This is a genomic window from Vibrio sp. FF266, from assembly GCF_041439695.1.
In the GTDB taxonomy this organism is placed as follows: domain Bacteria; phylum Pseudomonadota; class Gammaproteobacteria; order Enterobacterales; family Vibrionaceae; genus Vibrio; species Vibrio tasmaniensis_A.
Genome location: NZ_JBGOOO010000028.1, coordinates 21489 through 41465, shown reverse-complemented (window position 1 = coordinate 41465; position 19977 = coordinate 21489). Strand labels below are relative to the sequence as shown.

Sequence of the window (19977 nt, the reverse complement as noted above, 5' to 3'; positions counted from 1 at the left end):
GACTCTGGCATGAACAAGCGCATTCAGTATTATTGATTTACAAAAGGGAATGAAACCGCTAAGACAAACCAGCGTGAAGCGATATAATGCGCCTCAACAAAGAACTACAAAGTAGCCACACATGCCTAAAGATCCCGGTTTCACCACAGAATACATCCTCGACAAAACGTTTTTCGCAGAGTGTTATGATCAAACGAGCCTTCCGACGCAATTTCCAAAAGCCTATTTAAAGGCATTTTTGTTTCTTATTTTTGGTTGGGTTCTATTGGAGTTTGAACTGTTACCTAGTGGCTACGTAGGCTGGTTTTTTATCGTTTTGAGTGTGATTGAAGCGTTCAGTGTATATTGCAAGAGAACCTGGTGGTTATGGCGACAAAAAATCAGCTCAGGTGCTGGAAGCAAAGTGGTCTTTTCAGGGGATACTGATGGTGTGAGTTATAAAAACCGTAAAGCCACCAATACTATCGCTTGGCGTGACATCGACCAACTTGAACAGACCGATCTCGGCTTTATCCTTCATATTGGAAAGCAGCGCCAATATGTGAGTAAATCTTGTTTAAGCGATGAAGCCATTGCCTTCATGATTGAACAACACGAAGTTTCCAAAACATCCAAAGCTTCCTAAGCTTTCTATGCAAATTAGCATCAATTAATGCCTGCCAACTTGGTGGGCATTTTTACATCACCCTAAGTGTCATGACTGGACTACAACAATGGCCACCGTATACCAAATAAGTGATTGTCACCTTTCCTTAATAACTCAGCTTACTGAGTAAGTTGCTCAAACTTCGGTAAACTCTTCACAAACATCTGATGCACATCCATGTAGGTTTGCATATAAATTTCATCGATACTGTCACCACAGGGGAAACTAGATGAGAAGTCGAGATGTTTACGGTCAACCGACAATTTGGCGGCTTCGACAATATGAGCGATGAACATTCGCGGATCTTCCAAGCCGATAGAGATACGCATTGTGGTCGGTTTGATATCGGCTTCATTGAGCGCTTCATCACTGAGTTCTGAATGTGTGGTCAGTGCCGGACACAAAGCCACGGTATTGGTTTGCCCTAAACTTACTTGCATGCCGATTGCTGGCTCAAGCATGTCGAAGAACTGTTTGAATCCATCTCGATTGATTGGCGGACGATCGCCGTTACCTTCCATATCGATAGTGAAAAGCGCCGCTGGCAGTCCCAAGTACATGTTGTTCTGGCAGTGTTCATAGTTATCGTTGTCTGGCAGAGCTGGACATGAGACATTGATGTCTGGGTGAGCATCAAAGATCTTTGCCAGAGTCAGTGTATTAATCGTTTTCTGCACCACTCGCATCTCATACGTTTTCATGCCGTTAAGCACTTCAAACGCTTTGTCTGCATCTAGGAATGCGCCCTTAATGTAGTACACATTCCAAAACAGCGTTTCGTTCCATGGGATTTTGGCCTCATCACCGTTGGGCTTGGTGAAAGTGACCTCCTCTCCTTTTGGAATAAACATGGTCTCGTTGCGGCCAATCACAACTCCAGCAGTTGTGGTGCCAGAACCCGCCAGTTCTTTGGTGTAAGAGTGAATAACATAATCGGGTCTTTCCATCACATCATCACGTTTCAGTACTGGGTGTAATAAAGGCGTGCCCACTGTCGAGTCAACAATCACATCCCAACCACGAGAGTGACCTGCTTTACTGATACTAGCAACATCTAACACGTATCCATGCGGGTTACACGGTGACTCTAGGTAGACGTAGATTTTCTTACCCGCAGCGATTCGATCCGCGTATTTATCGGCAACCTCATCAAGTCGCGTCGCAAACTCATCCCCGGAGTAACCATCCACCCACTCTACCGCGACATTCAGGTTCGAAGGCTTGCCAAACCAATCTTCCAACAGTTGGTAAGAACCGCCGTAGATATTGCGTGAAGCTAAGACAATGTCTTCATACCCAAGTAGATGGCTCAACAACCCATCAATAGCGGCCATCCCCGAGTTAAAGTTCCATGCGAGGTACTCATTGGCTCTAGAGCCTGCCTCAATATCAACCATGTGGTTAGCCAGTGAAATCGATGTTGGGTTAAGCAGTCGAGAGTAAATATCGTGCAGCGGCTCCTTACCATTAAACGCATCTTCAATCCATTCTGTACACGCAAACAAATAGGTCGCGGTACGTGTAATCACAGGGCTCGCAGAGAAAATAGCAGCGACATTATCGAAGATAGGATACGCACCTTTGGATGCAAAATTACCATTATTGGTGGCAATAGACTGGTAAGTGGCGCGCATTGGGTTTTGCAGATTGTCGAGGATCTTAGCGATCTGGAATGACAAAAAACGTTTGGCGTTAAACCAAGCGATTCGGTCGCTCTTATCGAGCTCTGAAAGGCCATCAACCGTCAATGCCCAAAGATCGTGTGTCTTGGTATTGGCTTTGTACAGTGTCGTCGCCAGTTCGATAAGCGTGACGCCGTAATCACTGTTTGGGTCGATACCAAAATGCTTGGCTTGCTCAATGGCAAGGGCTTCTGCTTGTTCGTGTTTGGTAGTTTTACGCAGCGGGCTAAGTTGAGTTGAAGTATTCATAGTTCCTAAGTCATTCCATGCTGGTTGTGCCTCCTTTAATTTTAGTTTTGTGCAGATGCTAAAAATTGCTATTTACGAAGTAAGACATACACTTTGAGCAATAATATTGCCAAACTAAGTTCAATATTGATGGAATATGCCAATGGATGAGATCGATAAGAAATTACTGGCTGAACTGCAAAGCAACGCCCGCCTGACTAATCAAGAGTTAGCCGATCGCGTGGCACTGTCGCCCTCTCCTTGCTTACGCCGAGTTCGAGCGTTAGAGAAACAAGGGATTATTCGCGGCTATCACGCCAGTGTTGACCAAGAAGCGTGTGGCCTGCCAGTCAATGTGTTTGTGTTGGTGAAACTTGAAAAGCCGACAGAAGAGAACATGCGAGACTTTGAACAGCACATCGAAGTGATTGATGAAGTGTTAGAGTGCTTTTTAATGACAGGCAATCACGACTACCTATTGCATGTAGTCAGCGAGTCGCTAAAAAGCTACGAGCAGTTTATCCGCAAGCAATTAACCCGCCTGCCCAATATTGCTTCGATTGAATCCAGCTTCGCCTTCGGTCAGGTAAAAACAAAGACCAAGCTGCCAGTCAGGTAAATGAGTGTCGCGATAATTTGGGTTTAAAGACCTCTAGATCATTATCGGCACATATAGAGCTCTGTCCATTGCTACTGACTCAGTGCCACCTAATTTCCGCGCCTAAGCCATTGAGTTAATCGCTTGGGTCAACGTTTATTAACCAGTCTTGGTTGCTTCCAGTATATTGAGATGCCCTAGGTCTCATTGTCGTGAATTCGGTTTTCGATATCCCGAAATTTCCTTTATTTTCAAAGCTGTTTTGTTATATTCATGTGAAACATTACTAATATAAGAAATGGCTTAAATGATAAAACAAAGTTGTACTTTTTTAACGTCACTGTCGCTGCTGCTATCCGCTAGCACTTTTGCATACGATCTTGAGATAGAAGCTTTTGAAGGCGAAGAACTCGCACTTTTAAAGAACGCAGAAACGTCTAGCGATAACGAATTGCTAATGCAGGCTGCTAACCTTTTAATTGAAGATTCAATGTATGAAGAGAACTTACAACGCGGATATGAGTACATGAATCAAGTAGCTGAATCTGGTGAGGTAAAAGCGATGATTACCTTGGCAGATAATTATTACTACGAAGAGCAATACGAAAAAGCACTGGCTTGGTACCACAAAGCTGAAACCAGCAAAGACCCTTATGTGCTCTACTCATTAGGCGTAATGTATTTTGATGGTGAAGGTACACCTATCGACCTAAAGAAAGGCAACGATTATTACCTAGCTTCTGCAAAAGCGGGGTATTCTGACGCTATGTATCAACTCGCATTTTCATACGATGAAGGTCAAGGCGTCACTCAAGACTTCTCCAAATCTGCGTATTGGTTTGAGCAATCGGCTAACTTAGGCGATGCAAGTGCTATGTACAATTTGGGGATTTCTTACCTAAATGGACAAGGCGTTGAAAAGAGTTGCTCTAAAGCGATGCAATTATTTAGCAAAGCCATTGAAGAAGATGAACATACACTTTCTTATGTGAAGATGGGTGATATTTACTCTTCTACGCGTTACAAAAAACCGTGTGGTTTCAAAACTACAGACGCAAAAAAAGCATTAGAGTATTACACTCACGCCGCAATGCAGGGCAACGATTATGGTCAATATTCCGTTGGTTACGCCTACCGTAATGGTCACGGTACATGGAGCGATTTTGTTAAAGCGCTAGCATGGTTTGAAGTCGCGCAGGAATACGGAAACTCGGATGCAGAGAAAGAGATAATCGACGTGAAACAGTACATGTCGAAAGAAAACATTGCCGCAGCTGCGCAGCTTAAAGACTCTTTAATCGAAGATATCTGGTAAGGATAGTAACGACTCTAATTGTCATGGACTAGAACACTTCTATCCAATTACCCGTTAGAGATCGGTTTATTGTAACAGCCTCAAAACTAAGGCCTCACACACACGAGGCCTTAGTTTTATCTATCGAAAGGTTGTCCCCCGACTCCACCAACTTAGCCGCTTTCATCAACTTTTCATTAAACTGCTTTGGTTGCTCTAGCATATGGACATAGCCTGAACCTTCAACGTAGCTAGTAATCAATGGCCTTGACAGAGATTAGTAGGATGAAAACTTTGAAAAGGTACTGCATAACGTGCCGACACATCATAGCGTCCAGACAAATGCTGAGTGACTAAATACTGACGTTGCTCCTCATTATAAAAGTGTTGTGTTGCTTCTAGTTCAATAGCATCTCCATCCCCAGCACAAATGAAATAGTCGTCGTCCATATCTCGAAATGCTATTGGGGTTTCATCTACCAATCCATATCTATCGGTCATCTTTCTTGACCTCCAAATATCTTTAAATGTACCTAGCTCAAAGCGTTTTAAATTTCGCCATTGTACGAACATATAAGTGTCTTGCGAGGGAATCGATGGAATGTCATTCATTGCCTCGTTCGGGCTTTTACAAGTATCAAACAAAACCACAGAATTGTTCTCAACTCTAAATGGCAATCTATCTTCATCTTGTATATAAGAATCCACGTTCCTTTTGAACCAAGAATCACCCTCTGGGCTGAGATAGAAAGAAGGAGACTTTAGGTAAGACCCAAATTCGTCAGTTTTACTTGCGTCAACAATTTCATAAACAGGATTATCATGAAGTGAGTCATAGCTCGCACTATAATCGAACTCAATTTTAAACAAAAAATCTTCCATCTCGGGTTTAGTAAGAGACGTGAAAGCTTTATCGACCGACGCTTTGATTTTCTCAATGGATTTGGGTTGAGTGAGGTAAATAGGAATGAGTCCGTGTCCAGTAATGTCTAATTTACTCGGTGCTATCGTGGTGTTGGGAGGCGGAACACTGCCTATCCCTGTAAAGTTAAGCAAATTAATCACAAGGTCTGAGGCCGATAAAATATAGTCACTGTCTGGGCTAAGGGTTGGGGAAGCGGGAGCGATGTGAACAACGTGAATGTTATCGGCACTGTAACCGTATTGGGACGTAACATGCTTATATGATTCGTTTACCCATAAGTTCCCTTGTGAATGAGCGATGTAAATGAGCTTTTTTCCTTTCCACGTAAGAGAGTCATTTAAAAGATGATGCTGCATTCTAGTCTGGCTAGTTTCGGGGGCATCAACAAGTGAAGCTAATTCTTTTAAAAATGTCGTGATAGTTGCATTGATGGTTTGGTTTGTGAAGTCGAGAACAAACCCAGCAAACCAAACAAAAGTAGCGCTGATTTTTTGGATGATAGCGCTGTTTTGCCTACCGCTTACGATGTCCCAAAAGGCCTCCCACCGGTCGAATTGTTTCTGCTCTAACTCGGAAGTTCTTTGGTCAAAGGTTTCAGCAAAATCAGCCAGTACGTTAAGGCCACTTCCTTCAATATAAGAATCGTTATAGAAAAGCTGGTATTCGACAGACTCACTTTTGTATTGGCTGATACCTAGAGTGGCTTTGATCTTCTTTTGTCCCCTTTTAGCTTGTTCTTTGGTTGTTGCTACCCCATTAAAAAAGGCGATAGTGTAACCTTCTATTTTGCATGAGTTAGCGATTGCATTGAATGGCAGTAAAACCACTAATATGAGTAATATTGTTTGCCTATTCACAATATTTTTCCTCAGCAGGAAGGAGTGTACTTACAGATCCATCTTGTAAATGATTATAAGCTAAGTACGCCATAGTACGAGCTTTGGTGTTGTAGGTGAGAGATGTGATTGTGTTGGAGGTGTTTATGCCGTCATCAATATCAATTCCTACAAACTCTTCACAGGCGAGGACTTCGTCGTACTTGTATGAAATTTCGAGGGCTTTTTTGATGTTAGCATGGGTCTTCTGTGAAAAATCGTGATAGAGATTTTCTTGTGTGTAACGGGCGTTTTGTTTTAAGGCTTTTCGGACTGGCTCGGTCACTTCTAGCGCATCGATAAACGCCTCAATGTCGTCGCGGATACCATCATTGTTTGCATCAGTACCAGTAAGAGAATCGCTGCGGTCGAGCATGGGTTCAAAACGCTCATATAGCAGCCTAAACTGGTCATCAATTGTCTCTTGTGCCTTTAACTCTGCGGTTAGTTCAGGTGTTTTCTCTATGTTTGATATGACAATCGGTTGTTCCACTCCATTTTCAATTGCCTTATTAGATCCTTTACATCCTACAATTAACATCACCGATAAAGTGCAAACTAACAAATTTTTCATTTTTGTTTCCCTAGTATTTCAAATAGACACCAGAGAATACGGACAAATTAACTCACTGAATAATAAAGAGTTTGCATAGGGGCATAACAAACAAAAATAGGAAATTAGATGTTGTTACCCTCCGCCTTTTCTGTGTTTCAAAAGAGGGTTAAAATATCAATTAAGGGGGAGATTTGAACGGGGTGACTAGCTTATTCACAATATTTTGCCTCAACAGGAAGGAGTGTACTTACAGATCCATCTTGTAAATGATTATAAGCTAAGTACGCCATAGTACGAGCTTTGATGTTATAGGTTAGAGCTGTAATTGTGTTGGAGGTGTTTATCCTGTCATCCACATCAATACCAACAAATTCCTTACAAGCAATGACTTTGCCGTATTTATCTGAAATATATAGAGCTTTTTTGATATTAGCGTCGGTCTTTTGTGAAAAATCGTGATAGAGGTTTTCTTGTGTGTAATGGGCATTTTGCTTTAAGGCTTTTCGGACTGGCTCGGTCACTTCTAACGCATCAATAAACGCCTCAATGTCATCGCGGATACCATCATTGTTTTCATCAGTACCAGTGAGAGAGTCGCTGCGGTCAAGCATGGATTCAAAACGCTCATATAGAAGCCTAAGTTGATCATCAATGGTCGGCTGTGCCTTTAATTCTGCAATTAGTTCCGGTGTTTTCTCTATGTGAGAGATGACACTCGGTTGTTCCACTACAGTTACGTTTGGCTCATTCGATTCTTTGCACCCCGCAATTAACATCACGGCTAATGCGCAGACTAACCCATTTTTCATTTCTGTATCCCCTAGTATTTCAAATAGTTACCAGAGAATACGGACAAATTAACTCACTGAATAATAAAGAGTTTGCATAGGGGCATAACAAACAAAAATAGGAAATTAGATGTTGTTACCCTCAATCTTTTCTGTGTTTCAAAAGAGGGGAAAAATATCAATTAAGGGGGATATTTGAACGGGGGTTGGCAGTATATTATCACGAGCTTCTGGCCAAGTTATTTCGCTCGCTAAACAACACATAAAAAAGGCCTCGCACACGCGAGGCCTTAGTTTTATGTACAGAGCAATTTATCCATAACTAATTAACCTATTAGCTAATCAACCGCTCCAAACCAACTGAATTATATTCAGTCCATTCGGGTAATGAAGGTTTGTTCGTCATCGACAAAAGCCACATAGTCGCCGTGATAAATAAACACTCGACCTCGCCCTTCAACGATACACGCAAGCTGTGGGTTCAAATCTTCTTCAAGATCTTTACTTTGATAGGTGCCGGTATCGGTGATCACACCGCGGAGTGTAGGTAAAAATCCATAGCTGCGCTTGGCTTGCTCAATCAGGCTCAATTCGCTGGCGGTCGAGAAGTAAGATGGGATTGGGCCTGCATCTTCGATAAACATAGTTTTCAGTTCTTCAAAAGCTGTAATCACCAGCCAGTCGATGCCGTTAACGTGATGGATAAACATTGTTTATAAATACCTAGATTCTCGATAATTCTGATGCGGGGATTCTATCACTATCAGACGCGATTTGTGGCAGAACCGTATTTTCTTTTATCTTCCTGTCTCTAAGAGGATACATAGCTGATCTTCCTCGCGAGTTTGACGTATAGGCTCCTTAAAAGGAAGGAAAACTATGGCCAACGTCTACGTCAGCATCGGAAGCAACATTAACCGCGAACACCACGTCACAGAGTCTCTCAAAGCATTGAATGACCGCTTTGCACCGCTGCACATTTCTAATTTCTACGATTGCGAGCCTGTCGGTTTCGAGGGGGACAACTTCCTAAACCTAGTCGTTGGGTTTGAATGTAACCTCCCTGTCGCCGAACTGGTTCAGGTTCTACATCAAATCGAAGCAAAGAATGATCGCAAGCGTCAGACCAAAGCCTATGCTTCACGCACGATGGATATCGACATCCTTCTTTATGGTAATCAAGTCGGCATTATTGATGGCGTAGAGCTGCCTAGAGGCGAAATCACCGAGTACGCATTTGTGCTCAGGCCGTTAGTTGATGTTGCCGCACGAGAACGTCACCCCACTCTAGACATCTCATATCAGCAGCTCTGGGAAAGCTTCGATCAGTTAAGTCAGAAAACCGAACCCATCCCGTTCGAGCTCAGTTTCACTTAGCCTTTCCATGACTGAAAAAAGAACGACTGCAACAGGAACAATTGCGAAAGTAACAATTGTGAAAGGAACAACTGAACTCTTAATCACCTGAGGTTTACTGATCTTTTCTCAAAACAAGCACGTAACTGACTTCACTATCTAAGGATTGGACACTGTTATGAATCACAACGCCATTATCACCATTACAAACCTGAGACTAAGAACCTTCATCGGCTTCAACGAAGAAGAAAAGTCTAAGCAGCAAGACATCGTTATCAACGCAGAAATCCACTACCCCGCTAACAACCTTTGTCTCTCAGATGATGTGGAGAACGCACTTAACTACAAAAACATCTGCAAGAAGATCATTCAACATGTCGAATCCGGAAGGTTTCTGCTTTTGGAAAAGCTAACCAGTGACGTTCTCGGCATTTGTATCGACCATCCATGGGTCAAATACGCTCAAGTGAGAATCGACAAACCTCATGCGCTACGTTTTGCTGACTCTGTTTCGCTCACTCTGAGCTATGAAGCAGACAACGACAATAATTCATAAGGAGTGCGTCATGCTGAATACAGAAGCCGAAAAAGTAAGAGAAGCTTTGCTCGCAAGAGGACTTGAAACTCCAATGACAGAGAGCGAAATGAACCCCAACCAGAAGTACAACCGCATCAAAGGACTGTTGACGGAAGTGGTCAGTACGCTTGGACTGGATTTAACCGATGACAGCCTTGCTGAAACACCTCATCGCATTGCAAAGATGTACGTCCATGAGATATTTTCAGGGCTCGATTACGATAACTTCCCGAAAATCAGTGTTATAGAAAACAAAATGTCGGTTGATGAAATGGTCAAGGTATCGGATATCGATTTAACGTCGACGTGCGAACACCACTTCATTACCATCGATGGTTTAGCGGAAGTGGCTTATATACCTGAAAACAAGATTCTTGGGCTGTCTAAAATAAACCGTATCGTTCGATTCTTTGCTCAGCGTCCTCAGGTACAAGAACGCCTTACTCAGCAAATCCTAGTCGCGATACAGACTCTAGTAGAGACAGAAAACGTGGCCGTGACGATTAAAGCCACGCACTATTGCGTTAAATCCAGAGGCGTCATGGATGCAAACTCTGAAACCTCAACAACCGCTCTCGGTGGTATTTTCAAAACTAACCCTCAAACCAGAGCTGAGTTTTTACGATGAGTGAAACGATATTGATAACCGGCGTGGGAAAGCGACTCGGATTCGCATTGGCGCAGCAACTTATAGCGGATGGATACGAAGTGGTTGGCACTTACCGCAGCGACTATCCTCAACTGCAACTGTTGCGCGACAGTGGAGCCGACTTGCAGCAAGTAGACTTTTATCAACAAAGCAGCTTAGAGGGCTTTCTTGATTATGTTGGTCAAGAATATAAGACACTTCGAGCCGTCATACATAACGCTTCAGACTGGAAACCTGAGAACAAGACAAACCCCAGTGACAATGCATCCCAAATCATGCACCAGATGATGACGATTCACGCTACCGTGCCTTATCTGTTCAACTTAACACTCAAAGACCAATTGATGTCTGGCGATAAAACCTCAGACATCATCCACATCAGTGACTACGTTGCAGAAAAAGGCAGTAAAAAACACATCGCTTACGCGGCCAGTAAAGCGGCGCTCAATAACCTGACTTTGTCGTTTTCTGCGATGCTGGCTCCCAAGGTGAAAGTAAATACCCTCTCTCCAGCCATGATTAAGTTTAATGAGCATGACGATGAGGCATACAAAACCAAAGCGCTGAAGAAAGCTCTGATTCCCACAGAAGCGGGCTTTGAGGAAATAATCGATGGCATCAAGTTTGTGTTGGCCAGTCACTACATGACAGGAAGAACTTTGCACCTTGATGGCGGCAGACATTTGAAGTAATGCGCTTACATTGTCTGCTACCTAAAACTGCTGCTATATAGCGAATGCGGTTAACTAGAAACCGTTATAAGCTAGAAATTCTTATAACCTAGAAACTGCTATAAGACTGAGGAAGGCGAGTCTCTTCATCCCAGCCTAACAACTCAATATTGATCAATGACTTGCGCTTCTCATTACACAGTGAAGCGATATTGATAATAGGAAGCTGGCTACGAAACTGCGCGGTGAGGATGACCTTTTTATTTTGACTCAGGCTGTCTCGGCATTGCGCCAAAACCGCTTCAGTATCTAGCTGATGTGCGCTCTCGATAATCTGAATATCAGCGTTCTCTTGATAGCACTCTATCAGCCAAGATACGGCAGCCACTTCTGAGCTGGTAATCACGATGACATCTTTTGTTGCCATAAGCTCGTGGAGTTCAAGCTCTTTTAGTTCAGTTTCCATAAATACTCTCATTCAGCAGCAAATACATTAAAGTCGATTGCCCAATTTAGCCTGTGCCAAATGGTAGCCTCTATCTATCATCTCTTGTGAACGATCAAACTCTAAGGTGCCACAAGCATTGCGTGGGATCTCAAGCGTAATATCGGCGGGATAAGCGGCCAATTTTTGGCGAGCGATGGTCGATTGCATCGCATCAAACGCTTGGTTGGCAATGTCGTAGGCTGCAAAGTTAAAGCTCATTTTACTTTTTACACTGCTACCTAGATTATCGATAAAGTGAACAACCTTCTCATGCAAATTGCTCTCTTTGGTAGGTAGGGAAACCGGTATCACTTCCTGTTGAAGCATCTCAGGTTCACCACCTAAGTTCACAGCCAGAGTAAAGTCTGTCTTATCACTAAAGGTAGGCGCAATCGGTACGGGATTGAGCACTCCGCCATCAATCAGCACTTCGCCATTAATCACATGAGGCGTGAAGAACAGTGGTAAAGAGATAGAGGCGCGAATGGCGTCAAACAGAGAACCGGATTGCAGCCAAACCTCTTTTTCATCGGCGACGTTAGCGGCAACCGCGGTATAAGGGATAGGCAGTTCTTCAATTGAAATCTCACCGATCAGCCCACGCAGCGTTTCGATGATCTTGTCCCCTTTGAAGATACCGCTCGATTGCCATGAAAAGTCCAACATCATCGCCATATCCGATTGGTCGATACTGGTGACCCACTCTTCAAATTCATCCAACTTACCCGCCGCATAGACACCACCGATAAGTGCGCCAATTGAACAACCAGAGATGGATTTTATCTGGTAGCCATGCTCAATTAACCAACGGATGATTCCAACGTGAACCAAGCCTCTTGCGCCACCACTGCCAAGTACCAACGAGATCGTTTTTTCCATCGTACTCATCCTTTAATTCATTAGCTCTTCAAAGCTTTGGGCAAAAATTATATCACTTCGTGTCAGTGTAAGCTGTGTAATGCTTTGAAAACTGCACCACCTGCGTGCCTAAATGTGTCGCGGATTGAGATCGGGCAGCTTAAGTTGATTGCTGAAACTCATAGACTTTAGACTACCGCACTAAACTAAAAGTGAGTCATTCCAGCAAGCCTAAGCGCGACTAGGAATCTGCTTTCCGTTAGCGCTTGATACAAAAAAGTCGCCCACTTGAAAGCGAGCGACCTCTTGTTGTTCATTGTGTTTTTGAGCTCATTCTGTAAGTGAGAACAAAGAATTACAACACGCGTAAGCACTCTTCTGGCGACAAGCTCAAGAGCGTATTGGCGAAGTTAATCTTCTCATCACGCCATCTCAATGCTGCCTCTCGACCTTCTTGTGCGTGTCTGTCGGCCTCAAAATAGCTTTTTCTTGGAAGCCCGTCTGCTGGCGTCATCACCATAGACTGTTCATTCAAGCGAAGCGTAAACAAGAACTGACCACGTTGTCCGGTTTGCGCTGCAGGGTGATGCAATGTGGTATCACAGCAATAGCGCCTATCACGCAGTGCGCGGCATGTGTACTCAAAAGCATCTTGAGCACCACGTCCAGGGAACGCGGTATAAACACTGATGCCATCACGTTGCAAAGACTGCTCACCCGCCGCGAGTTGCACCGCATGTTGGATCATCCTAAAGCCCAGAACCACGCCACCAATGCTGTTCAATCCACTGTATTGAATAGCGCCTTCTAAGCTCAGATGAAGTTTGTCTTCCCCTTCATAGAGAAAGAGATCAGGCGATGCCCAATCGCTTTTTGGAATAAGCAGTTGAGTAATATCCGAGTGTTCCATGTTGGTCTCCGCAACAATGAGTGTGTTTGAGCCCATAAAATATCGTAATGAGAATTATTATCAATAGCTTTAACCAAAAACGTTACCCCAGAAAGCACTCATCGATGGACGTTATCTGATGCTTTAACGCCAAGCATTTCTTGTTAGATATTCGTTTATGACCCATAAATTCATCGCCTACCAATAAACAGACACATGCTATCTACAGGGTCTAATACTAGTCGTCCGACTCTACGACTAATGTCTAACCGACTGAGTCTATTTGTTTTTTTTGGTTTGGTATAAGGTACTAACAACTAAATGTTAATGAATTTTTAATGATAAGTTGACGCATTGTTTTCACTTCATGCCGTGAGTCAACAACGTTTGTTGGAATAACACACCTCAGAGTGTGAACGAAAGGAATCAAAATGAGCACTACTTTAGAGTCCGCACATATACAAACAGAGAAGCCTCAAGTCCATGAGGATGAACTCACCTATGAACAACAACATAAACCAAGATCGGAATTTGATTCCCGAGAACAGTATCTAGAACACGAATTGCAAATCATGTCGCCTAAGCGCTGGCGTCCAAATTTGCCGTTTAAAGATTATCGATTTGAGATAGAAGACGCCATCCCAGCGATGGCGGCGACCATTGGTAAAGTGGTTATGGTGGGCGCTATTGCAGCCACCTTTGCTGGGGCTCTCGGATTAAATGAAGACTTCATTCTAGAAAACGTTCGTTATGAACTCCTCATCGCCTCTGTTTTCATTATTATTTTCTCTGGCTTCCTGTTGCCGACCGCGAACCTCGCAGGTACACACGGCCCACTCATTCCTTTAATTCCGATTGTGGTTGCAGCAGGCGGACACCCTATGGCGTTTGGATTGCTGATTGGCGCTTTTGGCCTAATCTTAGCCATCAGTAAAGGTGGCAGTATGTTGGCCAACCTCACCAGTAAAGGCGTATGTGGCGGATTATTGCTCTACCTTGGCTTTGTTGGAACCGCTTCTCAAGTGAAAAAGCTGTTCGCTTGGGCTGAAGGAATTGGCATGAGCCACATCGCGTTTGTCGTCATCTTTTGCACCATTATCTTGTACGCGTTATTGGAACACTTCCGCAAACGTTGGTTAGCCGTACCTCTTAGTTGTTTACTGGGTGGTACGATTGCATTTGCCATGGGTGCCCCATTCGCTTTCCACACTGAGCCAGGCTTACCTAACATGAACCCTATGTATTGGTGGGGAGAAGATACAGGCTGGATGCTTGGCCTACCAACGATTGAACATTTCATGGTGGTATTGCCGTTTGCAATTCTAGCCGTGGCGATGTGGTCGCCAGATTTCTTAGGCCATCAAGTATTTCAAAAGATCAGCTATCCAGAGCGTACCGAAAAAGTACACATGAATATTGATGACACGATGACCACTGCTTCAATTCGTCAAACGTTCGGCTCTCTGCTCGGCGGTACTAACTTTACGTCTTCATGGGGTACTTATATCGTACCGGCGGCGATTGCTAAACGCCCTATTCCTGCCGGCGCATTGCTCACAGCTCTGTTCTGTATCATCGCCGCAGTTTGGGGTTACCCAATGGATTTAGCTATCTGGCAACCTGTATTGTGTGTAGCACTGATTGTTGGGGTATTTGTGCCATTGCTAGAAGCTGGAATGGAAATGACGCGTGAAGGGAAAACCACACAATCAGCAGCGATTGTTGTATTTTCTTCAGCGCTCGTTAACCCTGCATTTGGTTGGGCCCTCACCATGCTGTTGGATAACTTAGGCTTAGTCGGTTGTAAAGAACGCAGTAGTGAACTGAGTAAAATGAGCCGTTGGGTGTTGCCTGGTATTATGTTTATTGTACTAAGTGGTGTAATGGCGTTGGTTGGTCTTCTACCGGGAATTCCAGCGATTATCCCAAGCTTTCGTTAAGCTCGATTAATATTTAGTTTTAGCTGGAACACAAAAAGGCCTCGCACACGCGAGGTCTTGTTTTATCTGCGTTCCAACGAACAAGCAGCTAACAATTGACGATGGCAAACCAAATCAACTAGAGAGCCATTCATCCAATATTGCGATGAATTGGGGGTTGATGAGATAACCGATGGAAGCGTGCGGATTGCTTTTTTCGTTACGAATATTGAGATTATAAATTGGGTGGATATCTTTCATTCCACCGGGTATCAGATCCAGTTTGAGCATATCTTTGAAGTCATTTTTAATTTTGCTGTCATGAGAGATAAAATCATCTTCTGCCGATATGTTTATCCATTGCTGAATGTTTAAAGGGTACTTCTTCTCATCTTTCAAGCGGCTCCCTTTTAGCCTATCTTTTACGTTTTCATCGCCTAACGGTGACCCGAGCGTAAGCAATAAGTTGACCTTCTTATCCGCGCCATAGTCGTGTCTATACTCTCCGTAATGAGACAGCTTCCATAACACGTCATAACTGATCATCGACCCGAGACTGTGCGATACAATCATCACATCATCTTGATTATCAAGCGCTTCCTTCAGTTCAACCATCAGCCTATGCCTAACATCGCTTCCATAATAAGTATCTTCATACCAATAATGCGCCATATCCGGCGCAACCTTCGTTATGAGTGTCTCAGCCACACCCAGCTTTCCAAACAGCGATGAAAAAGTATCTGCTAACGCCTCTTTTAGAAAACCAACTTTAGATACCTTGTTATACGTTGTTTTATTGAACTGGCTTGTCTTGTACTTTTTGAGTTCAGACAGCGCTTGTTGTCGACTTGCAGGGTCTTCCGTTGGTTTATCTAACAATGTGTTTGATAGTTCTCCGTAATAGACAAACCGTTTATCGACATCTTTAAAAGCTTGTAATGAACTTGAGTCTCCACAATCTCGCTGCAAGCCATGCTCTATAGCCTCGTACCAGAGTGCTTGAAGGGAATCTTTATCGGGCTTTTGAGCGCGACCATGAATGAATATTATTTTCTTAGCCATAATAGGACGTCCTAAACACATAGTTAAAGTGATTATCAGTAGAAAGCACCACTAGATTTGGTCAGCCCTTACTAATCACAGTGGTGCTAATTACGTATCTAGGAGTGGTTGATAGAGCATTTATATAACTATGAGGCACAAGTTTAAGGACCATAAACGAATGAACGATGCGATCATTACTCGCAAATTGAAATGAATGTAGCTAGCAAAACCTCCGACCAACAAAAAAGCCCCGCAATCGCGAGGCCTTAGTTTTACCTATCTAACGGCTAACTACCCTTTAATAACTACAGCGCCCTACTTCACTGACTCCACCGCTTTCATCAACATTGTGGAATGGGTCTAGTAGACCAAAACCTCCCCCTCTAGCTCCCCCTCTAGCTCCCCCTCGGATGAAGTGAAACGATCTCTTTAGGTTAAAGTACGAGGGGGAGAACATTCTTTGTCGCTGAACATACAGCTGCACATGTAGCGATCGGTATTCAGTTCCTCCCCTTTCCCATTACCAACAAGAGATTGGAGATGTAAACCAAGGGGAGGTTAGGAGGGGATTGTTAGCCTATTGTCACGTGCATCTGCCCTAGTCGTTTCGGAAGCTGTACAGCACATAAGAAAGCCCTCACCCACTTGGTTTACCAAAGCCTGCTGTCTAAGCTCCAGCCGTGAATGCAGATCAGTACTGTATCCCCGCTCCCACTTTTGCCATACGCGATTTGTTCGCCATCGTGAGATCTCGCAATACCGTACTTAACCGTTGAATCCTGAGCCATGGCACTCATGCTACTAAGTACCATGAATACCAAGAGTGTGATGTTTAGGATTAAACGTTTCATAGGGTCTCTCTACTTACTTTAGAGGGAACACAGAAAGCGCCCCTCTCAATCAATATAGACACAATAAAGTGTGAAGTTATAGACAGGTCAATGATTGCTCTTAAAAAATGAAATCGAGGTTGACTCTGGAGACGCAAGGTCAACTTTGTTGTTTAGACACAGATGATGCAATGACCAAAAATCAATAATTTATAGATCAACAACCATACCCACCTGTTGTATCAGCATCATCACCATCTTTAGGTTGATGGAGGTTAAAAGCTGACGTAGAATAAAACTATCCTTTAGTGTTTAGACATTCAGTCTAGTCGGGCGATAAGCCAGACTCTAATTTATTGGGGAGTTCTGCGATTGCGGTGTAAATTTTATCCGCGTTCGCTCAACGAGTTCCTCGTTTCTCGGTCGCGGATAAAATCTACACCGCTGCCTTAAGTAAAGGATTTAAAGCACGATTAGTGTAAAACTAATCGTGCTTTATGCTTTAAATTCGTTATAGGAATTTAGTTTGACTATACGGTTATATAGAGCCTTTGAAGAAGATTTTGGTATCACTAGAGCCAGATTAACTACTTTTGCCAAGACTGCCCCCAAAAAATATAAAGTCTATACGATACCTAAGCGAAGTTCAGGTTATCGTGTAATCGCACACCCATCAAAATCACTCAAAGAAAAGCAAAAATTTTTAGTTGCATTTTTGTCTGATTTTTTTGTTTCTCATTCGAACTCATTTGCATACAAAAAAGGTGTAGGCATTAAAGATAATGCGCGTATGCATCTTGGCACTAAATATTTATTAAAAATGGACTTTAGTGATTTTTTTAATAGTATAACTGTTGATTTATTAGCTTTAGCTTGTGATGAAAATGGGATTAAAGTGTCATCTGCAGAGTTAAAGCTATTAGAAAGTCTATTATTTTGGAATAAGACTAAGACTATCCGAGGAAGCCAAAACTTAGTTCTGAGTGTTGGAGCTCCAACGTCACCGCTAGTCTCTAATTTTGTGATGTATAAATTTGATACTCTGATGTCAGACTACTGTAGTCAAAATGAAATAAATTATAGTCGATATGCCGATGACATTACTTTCTCGACAAATAAGAAAAATCATTTATTTCAAGTAACAAGAGTTGTAAAAGATATTCTTAGTGACCATTATTCAAATAAAATTACAGTTAATAATATTAAAACTGTATTTTCTTCAAAAGCACATAATCGACATGTGACTGGAATAACAATTACAAATAATAATAAATTATCTGTTGGTAGGGAAAGAAAAAGACTGATCTCGACACTAATTCATAAGTACACCATTGGAAGTATAGATATAGATGATACCGTATATTTACAAGGTTTACTTTCATTTGCTATACATGTTGAACCCGATTTTAGGGTAAAAATGAGCAACAAGTATGGGTTTGAAGTAATTAATACAATATTGAAATTAAGGGTTGAAAATGACAAGTAGTAAGAAAAAATCAGAATTGCAAAGAGACATACGAAGTGCAAAATCTGGGGACTTTGATTCAGCTCTTAAACTCATTAATTACTATTCTGATGGTAAGTTTATTGAAGCTAATGAAAAAGAATACCAACGGTATGAGAAAATTGCATTTAACTTATTTATCGACCAAAATATCAGAATAAACGAAGTTACTCTTGATAACTTCAGAGCCTTTGGTGACTTTAAGTTAAATCTACCAAATGAAAACCTGACCGTTATTATTGGTAATAATGGCGCTGGTAAAACGACAATTTTAGACTCCATTGCTATGAGTATGAGCTGGTTGCATAATCGAATTACTAAAAATGGTGGCAATGGAGATCTAATCGATAATCTTGATGTTAAATTAGGTGTTAATGCAGCATATTCATCAATTGTCTCTAAGTTTAAGTTAAATAAATCTGTGTCATTTGATATGGAACTAGCAATACCAGTTAAAGGTTCTGGGGCTAAAAAAAATAACATCATTGCAGATGTAACAAAAATAGGTAGTTTCTATAAAAAATCTAATGAAATTTATAATAAGTTTAACTTTCCTCTTTTGGCTTATTACACCGTAGACCGTTCGAATGCAGTATCTCGCAAAGATGTGGGTGCATATGATGAAACATCAGATATATCTGAATTAGATAAATTTGAGGGTTATCATAATTCATTAAACGGCAAGGCTGATTTTCAATCATTTTTCCGTTGGTATAAAAGATTAGATGATATTTCTAGTCGTAGAAAAAATAAAAAATCAGAATTAAATAAAGACGCTGATTTTAAAGCAAAATTGGAATTGATAGCAGAACACGATGAGACTGCTAGGGCGCTTCTGGAAAGTTTGATTAACAAAGAAAAAGCAGACAAAGCAGACAAAGCAGACAACAATGATACTGATGAAGCGATCCTACTTGATGTGGAAAGAATTAAGAAATTAATTAATGAAGTAATTGGTTACTTTATGGAAGGTTACGGTAACCTCGAAATACAAGTGGAACCATATTTAGGTATTACAGTTGAAAAAAATTCTGAAAAGTTGAACGTTCTTCAGTTATCTCAAGGTGAAAAGTCATTGCTAGCTTTAGTTGTGGATATAGCAAGAAGATTAATAATATTAAATCCTTCATTAGATAACCCTCTTGACGGAAGTGGTATTATTTTGATTGACGAATACGATATGCATATTCACCCGGCATGGCAGAGAACTTTAATTTCAGGTTTACCGAAAGCATTTAAGAACTGTCAGTTTATCATTACTACTCATTCCCCTCAGATGCTTGGGGAGGTTAAACCTGCTCAAGTGATTATTTTAGAAAGCGATGATGATAATAACATCTCTTATAGTAATCCTACTCAATCTTATGGTTTAACAAGTAATCAAATTTTAAAGTACATAATGACGCCAATTGGAGATGAAACCAATATAACAAGAAATAAGGATGTTGAAGAAAAAATCAATTATATAAATAAATTAATTGATGATGAAAAGTTTGATGATGCAAGTGATGAAATTGAAGCTCTTGAAAAAGAAGTGAACGGAACACTTCCAGAGTTAGTATCGGCTAAAATTGATATTGATCTTAATGGTTGGGACTAGG

Annotated in this window: 19 protein-coding genes and 1 pseudogene; 10 read left to right on the top strand and 10 right to left on the bottom strand. The window is 42.0% G+C overall.

Annotated features, from left to right (window positions below):
- The first annotated feature begins 121 nt into the window (after positions 1–121).
- Positions 122–625: a YcxB family protein gene (locus ACED59_RS18045; RefSeq protein WP_371704787.1), complete on the top strand. Its 504-nt coding sequence runs from the start codon at positions 122–124 to the stop codon at positions 623–625.
- 140 nt (positions 626–765) lie between these two features.
- Here ACED59_RS18045 and ACED59_RS18040 read toward each other — a convergent pair whose 3' ends face one another.
- Complete coding sequence (locus ACED59_RS18040) at positions 766–2577, bottom strand: PLP-dependent transferase (RefSeq protein WP_017096981.1); 1812 nt, start codon at positions 2575–2577, stop codon at positions 766–768.
- Positions 2578–2719: 142 nt separating this feature from the next.
- Here ACED59_RS18040 and ACED59_RS18035 point away from each other — a divergent pair, with 142 nt between their 5' ends.
- Both ACED59_RS18035 and ACED59_RS18030 read left to right on the top strand, forming a co-directional pair.
- A complete protein-coding gene (locus ACED59_RS18035) occupies positions 2720–3175 on the top strand; it encodes an Lrp/AsnC family transcriptional regulator (RefSeq protein WP_017096982.1) in 456 nt (151 codons plus the stop codon).
- Positions 3176–3461: 286 nt separating this feature from the next.
- The gene (locus ACED59_RS18030) at positions 3462–4469 is read left to right on the top strand and encodes a tetratricopeptide repeat protein (RefSeq protein ID WP_012604167.1); all 1008 of its coding nucleotides are present in this window, start codon (positions 3462–3464) and stop codon (positions 4467–4469) included.
- 237 nt (positions 4470–4706) lie between these two features.
- Here the strand turns inward: ACED59_RS18030 and ACED59_RS18025 are convergent, their stop codons facing one another.
- The 4 genes from ACED59_RS18025 to ACED59_RS18010 form a co-directional block, all read right to left on the bottom strand.
- Positions 4707–6230, bottom strand: coding sequence for a hypothetical protein (locus ACED59_RS18025; RefSeq protein ID WP_017096983.1), 1524 nt, complete (start codon positions 6228–6230; stop codon positions 4707–4709).
- Positions 6223–6822, bottom strand: a complete 600-nt coding sequence (locus ACED59_RS18020) for a chromosome partitioning protein ParA (RefSeq protein ID WP_069595593.1) — start codon at positions 6820–6822, stop codon at positions 6223–6225. Before ACED59_RS18020 ends, ACED59_RS18025 begins: the two co-directional genes overlap by 8 nt.
- A 191-nt stretch (positions 6823–7013) precedes the next feature.
- A complete protein-coding gene (locus ACED59_RS18015; RefSeq protein ID WP_371704786.1) occupies positions 7014–7613 on the bottom strand; it encodes a chromosome partitioning protein ParA in 600 nt (199 codons plus the stop codon).
- A 350-nt stretch (positions 7614–7963) separates the two neighbouring features.
- Positions 7964–8302 (bottom strand): hypothetical protein, encoded by a 339-nt coding sequence (locus ACED59_RS18010; RefSeq protein WP_017096428.1) that lies wholly within the window; start codon positions 8300–8302, stop codon positions 7964–7966.
- A gap of 169 nt (positions 8303–8471) precedes the next feature.
- Here ACED59_RS18010 and folK point away from each other — a divergent pair, with 169 nt between their 5' ends.
- The 4 genes from folK (at position 8472) to folM (ending at position 10866) form a co-directional block, all read left to right on the top strand.
- Entirely contained in the window at positions 8472–8969 is a 498-nt protein-coding gene (gene folK / locus ACED59_RS18005) for a 2-amino-4-hydroxy-6-hydroxymethyldihydropteridine diphosphokinase (protein ID WP_371704785.1), read from the top strand.
- Between the two features lie 157 nt (positions 8970–9126).
- Positions 9127–9504, top strand: coding sequence for a dihydroneopterin triphosphate 2'-epimerase (gene folX / locus ACED59_RS18000; RefSeq protein WP_017096429.1), 378 nt, complete (start codon positions 9127–9129; stop codon positions 9502–9504).
- 10 nt (positions 9505–9514) lie between these two features.
- On the top strand, positions 9515–10153 hold the full coding sequence (folE, locus tag ACED59_RS17995) for a GTP cyclohydrolase I FolE (protein ID WP_009846989.1): 639 nt from the start codon (positions 9515–9517) through the stop codon (positions 10151–10153).
- Positions 10150–10866, top strand: a complete 717-nt coding sequence (gene folM, locus ACED59_RS17990) for a dihydromonapterin reductase (protein WP_017096430.1) — start codon at positions 10150–10152, stop codon at positions 10864–10866. The genes folE and folM overlap by 4 nt, the downstream gene beginning before the upstream one ends.
- Positions 10867–10954: 88 nt before the next feature.
- Here folM and ACED59_RS17985 read toward each other — a convergent pair whose 3' ends face one another.
- The 3 genes from ACED59_RS17985 to ACED59_RS17975 form a co-directional block, all read right to left on the bottom strand.
- Positions 10955–11323 carry a hypothetical protein gene (locus tag ACED59_RS17985; RefSeq protein WP_017096431.1) on the bottom strand — a complete coding sequence of 123 codons (369 nt, stop codon included), beginning with the start codon at positions 11321–11323 and terminating at the stop codon, positions 10955–10957.
- Positions 11324–11338: 15 nt separating this feature from the next.
- Entirely contained in the window at positions 11339–12211 is an 873-nt protein-coding gene (locus ACED59_RS17980; RefSeq protein WP_029223741.1) for a patatin-like phospholipase family protein, read from the bottom strand.
- A gap of 334 nt (positions 12212–12545) precedes the next feature.
- On the bottom strand, positions 12546–13100 hold the full coding sequence (locus tag ACED59_RS17975; protein ID WP_009846993.1) for a hypothetical protein: 555 nt from the start codon (positions 13098–13100) through the stop codon (positions 12546–12548).
- Between the two features lie 410 nt (positions 13101–13510).
- Here ACED59_RS17975 and ACED59_RS17970 point away from each other — a divergent pair, with 410 nt between their 5' ends.
- Positions 13511–15019, top strand: coding sequence for a DUF3360 domain-containing protein (locus ACED59_RS17970; RefSeq protein WP_012604176.1), 1509 nt, complete (start codon positions 13511–13513; stop codon positions 15017–15019).
- A 114-nt stretch (positions 15020–15133) separates the two neighbouring features.
- Here ACED59_RS17970 and ACED59_RS17965 read toward each other — a convergent pair whose 3' ends face one another.
- Together ACED59_RS17965 and ACED59_RS17960 are read right to left on the bottom strand one after the other, a co-directional pair.
- Positions 15134–16060: a hypothetical protein gene (locus tag ACED59_RS17965; protein ID WP_371704784.1), complete on the bottom strand. Its 927-nt coding sequence runs from the start codon at positions 16058–16060 to the stop codon at positions 15134–15136.
- 635 nt (positions 16061–16695) lie between these two features.
- A pseudogene (locus ACED59_RS17960) lies at positions 16696–16893 on the bottom strand (alpha/beta hydrolase); the annotation flags it as partial.
- 505 nt (positions 16894–17398) lie between these two features.
- Here ACED59_RS17960 and ACED59_RS17955 point away from each other — a divergent pair.
- Together ACED59_RS17955 and ACED59_RS17950 are read left to right on the top strand one after the other, a co-directional pair.
- Positions 17399–18358, top strand: coding sequence for a retron St85 family RNA-directed DNA polymerase (locus tag ACED59_RS17955; RefSeq protein WP_102503412.1), 960 nt, complete (start codon positions 17399–17401; stop codon positions 18356–18358).
- Positions 18348–19976 carry an AAA family ATPase gene (locus ACED59_RS17950; protein ID WP_102503411.1) on the top strand — a complete coding sequence of 543 codons (1629 nt, stop codon included), beginning with the start codon at positions 18348–18350 and terminating at the stop codon, positions 19974–19976. Before ACED59_RS17955 ends, ACED59_RS17950 begins: the two co-directional genes overlap by 11 nt.
- Position 19977: the final 1 nt, after the last annotated feature.

What these genes read in the sequence shown, in the direction of transcription:
- ACED59_RS17985 (WP_017096431.1), bottom strand. Translation starts at nt 11,323, where the DNA reads ATGAGAGTATTTATGGAAACTGAACTAAAAGAGCTTGAACTCCACGAG.
- ACED59_RS17950 (WP_102503411.1), top strand. Translation starts at nt 18,348, where the DNA reads ATGACAAGTAGTAAGAAAAAATCAGAATTGCAAAGAGACATACGAAGT.
- ACED59_RS18020 (WP_069595593.1), bottom strand. Translation starts at nt 6,822, where the DNA reads ATGAAAAATTTGTTAGTTTGCACTTTATCGGTGATGTTAATTGTAGGA.
- ACED59_RS17980 (WP_029223741.1), bottom strand. Translation starts at nt 12,211, where the DNA reads ATGGAAAAAACGATCTCGTTGGTACTTGGCAGTGGTGGCGCAAGAGGC.
- folM (WP_017096430.1), top strand. Translation starts at nt 10,150, where the DNA reads ATGAGTGAAACGATATTGATAACCGGCGTGGGAAAGCGACTCGGATTC.
- folK (WP_371704785.1), top strand. Translation starts at nt 8,472, where the DNA reads ATGGCCAACGTCTACGTCAGCATCGGAAGCAACATTAACCGCGAACAC.
- ACED59_RS18045 (WP_371704787.1), top strand. Translation starts at nt 122, where the DNA reads ATGCCTAAAGATCCCGGTTTCACCACAGAATACATCCTCGACAAAACG.
- ACED59_RS18010 (WP_017096428.1), bottom strand. Translation starts at nt 8,302, where the DNA reads ATGTTTATCCATCACGTTAACGGCATCGACTGGCTGGTGATTACAGCT.
- ACED59_RS17970 (WP_012604176.1), top strand. Translation starts at nt 13,511, where the DNA reads ATGAGCACTACTTTAGAGTCCGCACATATACAAACAGAGAAGCCTCAA.
- ACED59_RS17975 (WP_009846993.1), bottom strand. Translation starts at nt 13,100, where the DNA reads ATGGAACACTCGGATATTACTCAACTGCTTATTCCAAAAAGCGATTGG.
- folX (WP_017096429.1), top strand. Translation starts at nt 9,127, where the DNA reads ATGAATCACAACGCCATTATCACCATTACAAACCTGAGACTAAGAACC.
- ACED59_RS18030 (WP_012604167.1), top strand. Translation starts at nt 3,462, where the DNA reads ATGATAAAACAAAGTTGTACTTTTTTAACGTCACTGTCGCTGCTGCTA.
- ACED59_RS18035 (WP_017096982.1), top strand. Translation starts at nt 2,720, where the DNA reads ATGGATGAGATCGATAAGAAATTACTGGCTGAACTGCAAAGCAACGCC.
- ACED59_RS18015 (WP_371704786.1), bottom strand. Translation starts at nt 7,613, where the DNA reads ATGAAAAATGGGTTAGTCTGCGCATTAGCCGTGATGTTAATTGCGGGG.
- ACED59_RS18040 (WP_017096981.1), bottom strand. Translation starts at nt 2,577, where the DNA reads ATGAATACTTCAACTCAACTTAGCCCGCTGCGTAAAACTACCAAACAC.
- folE (WP_009846989.1), top strand. Translation starts at nt 9,515, where the DNA reads ATGCTGAATACAGAAGCCGAAAAAGTAAGAGAAGCTTTGCTCGCAAGA.
- ACED59_RS17965 (WP_371704784.1), bottom strand. Translation starts at nt 16,060, where the DNA reads ATGGCTAAGAAAATAATATTCATTCATGGTCGCGCTCAAAAGCCCGAT.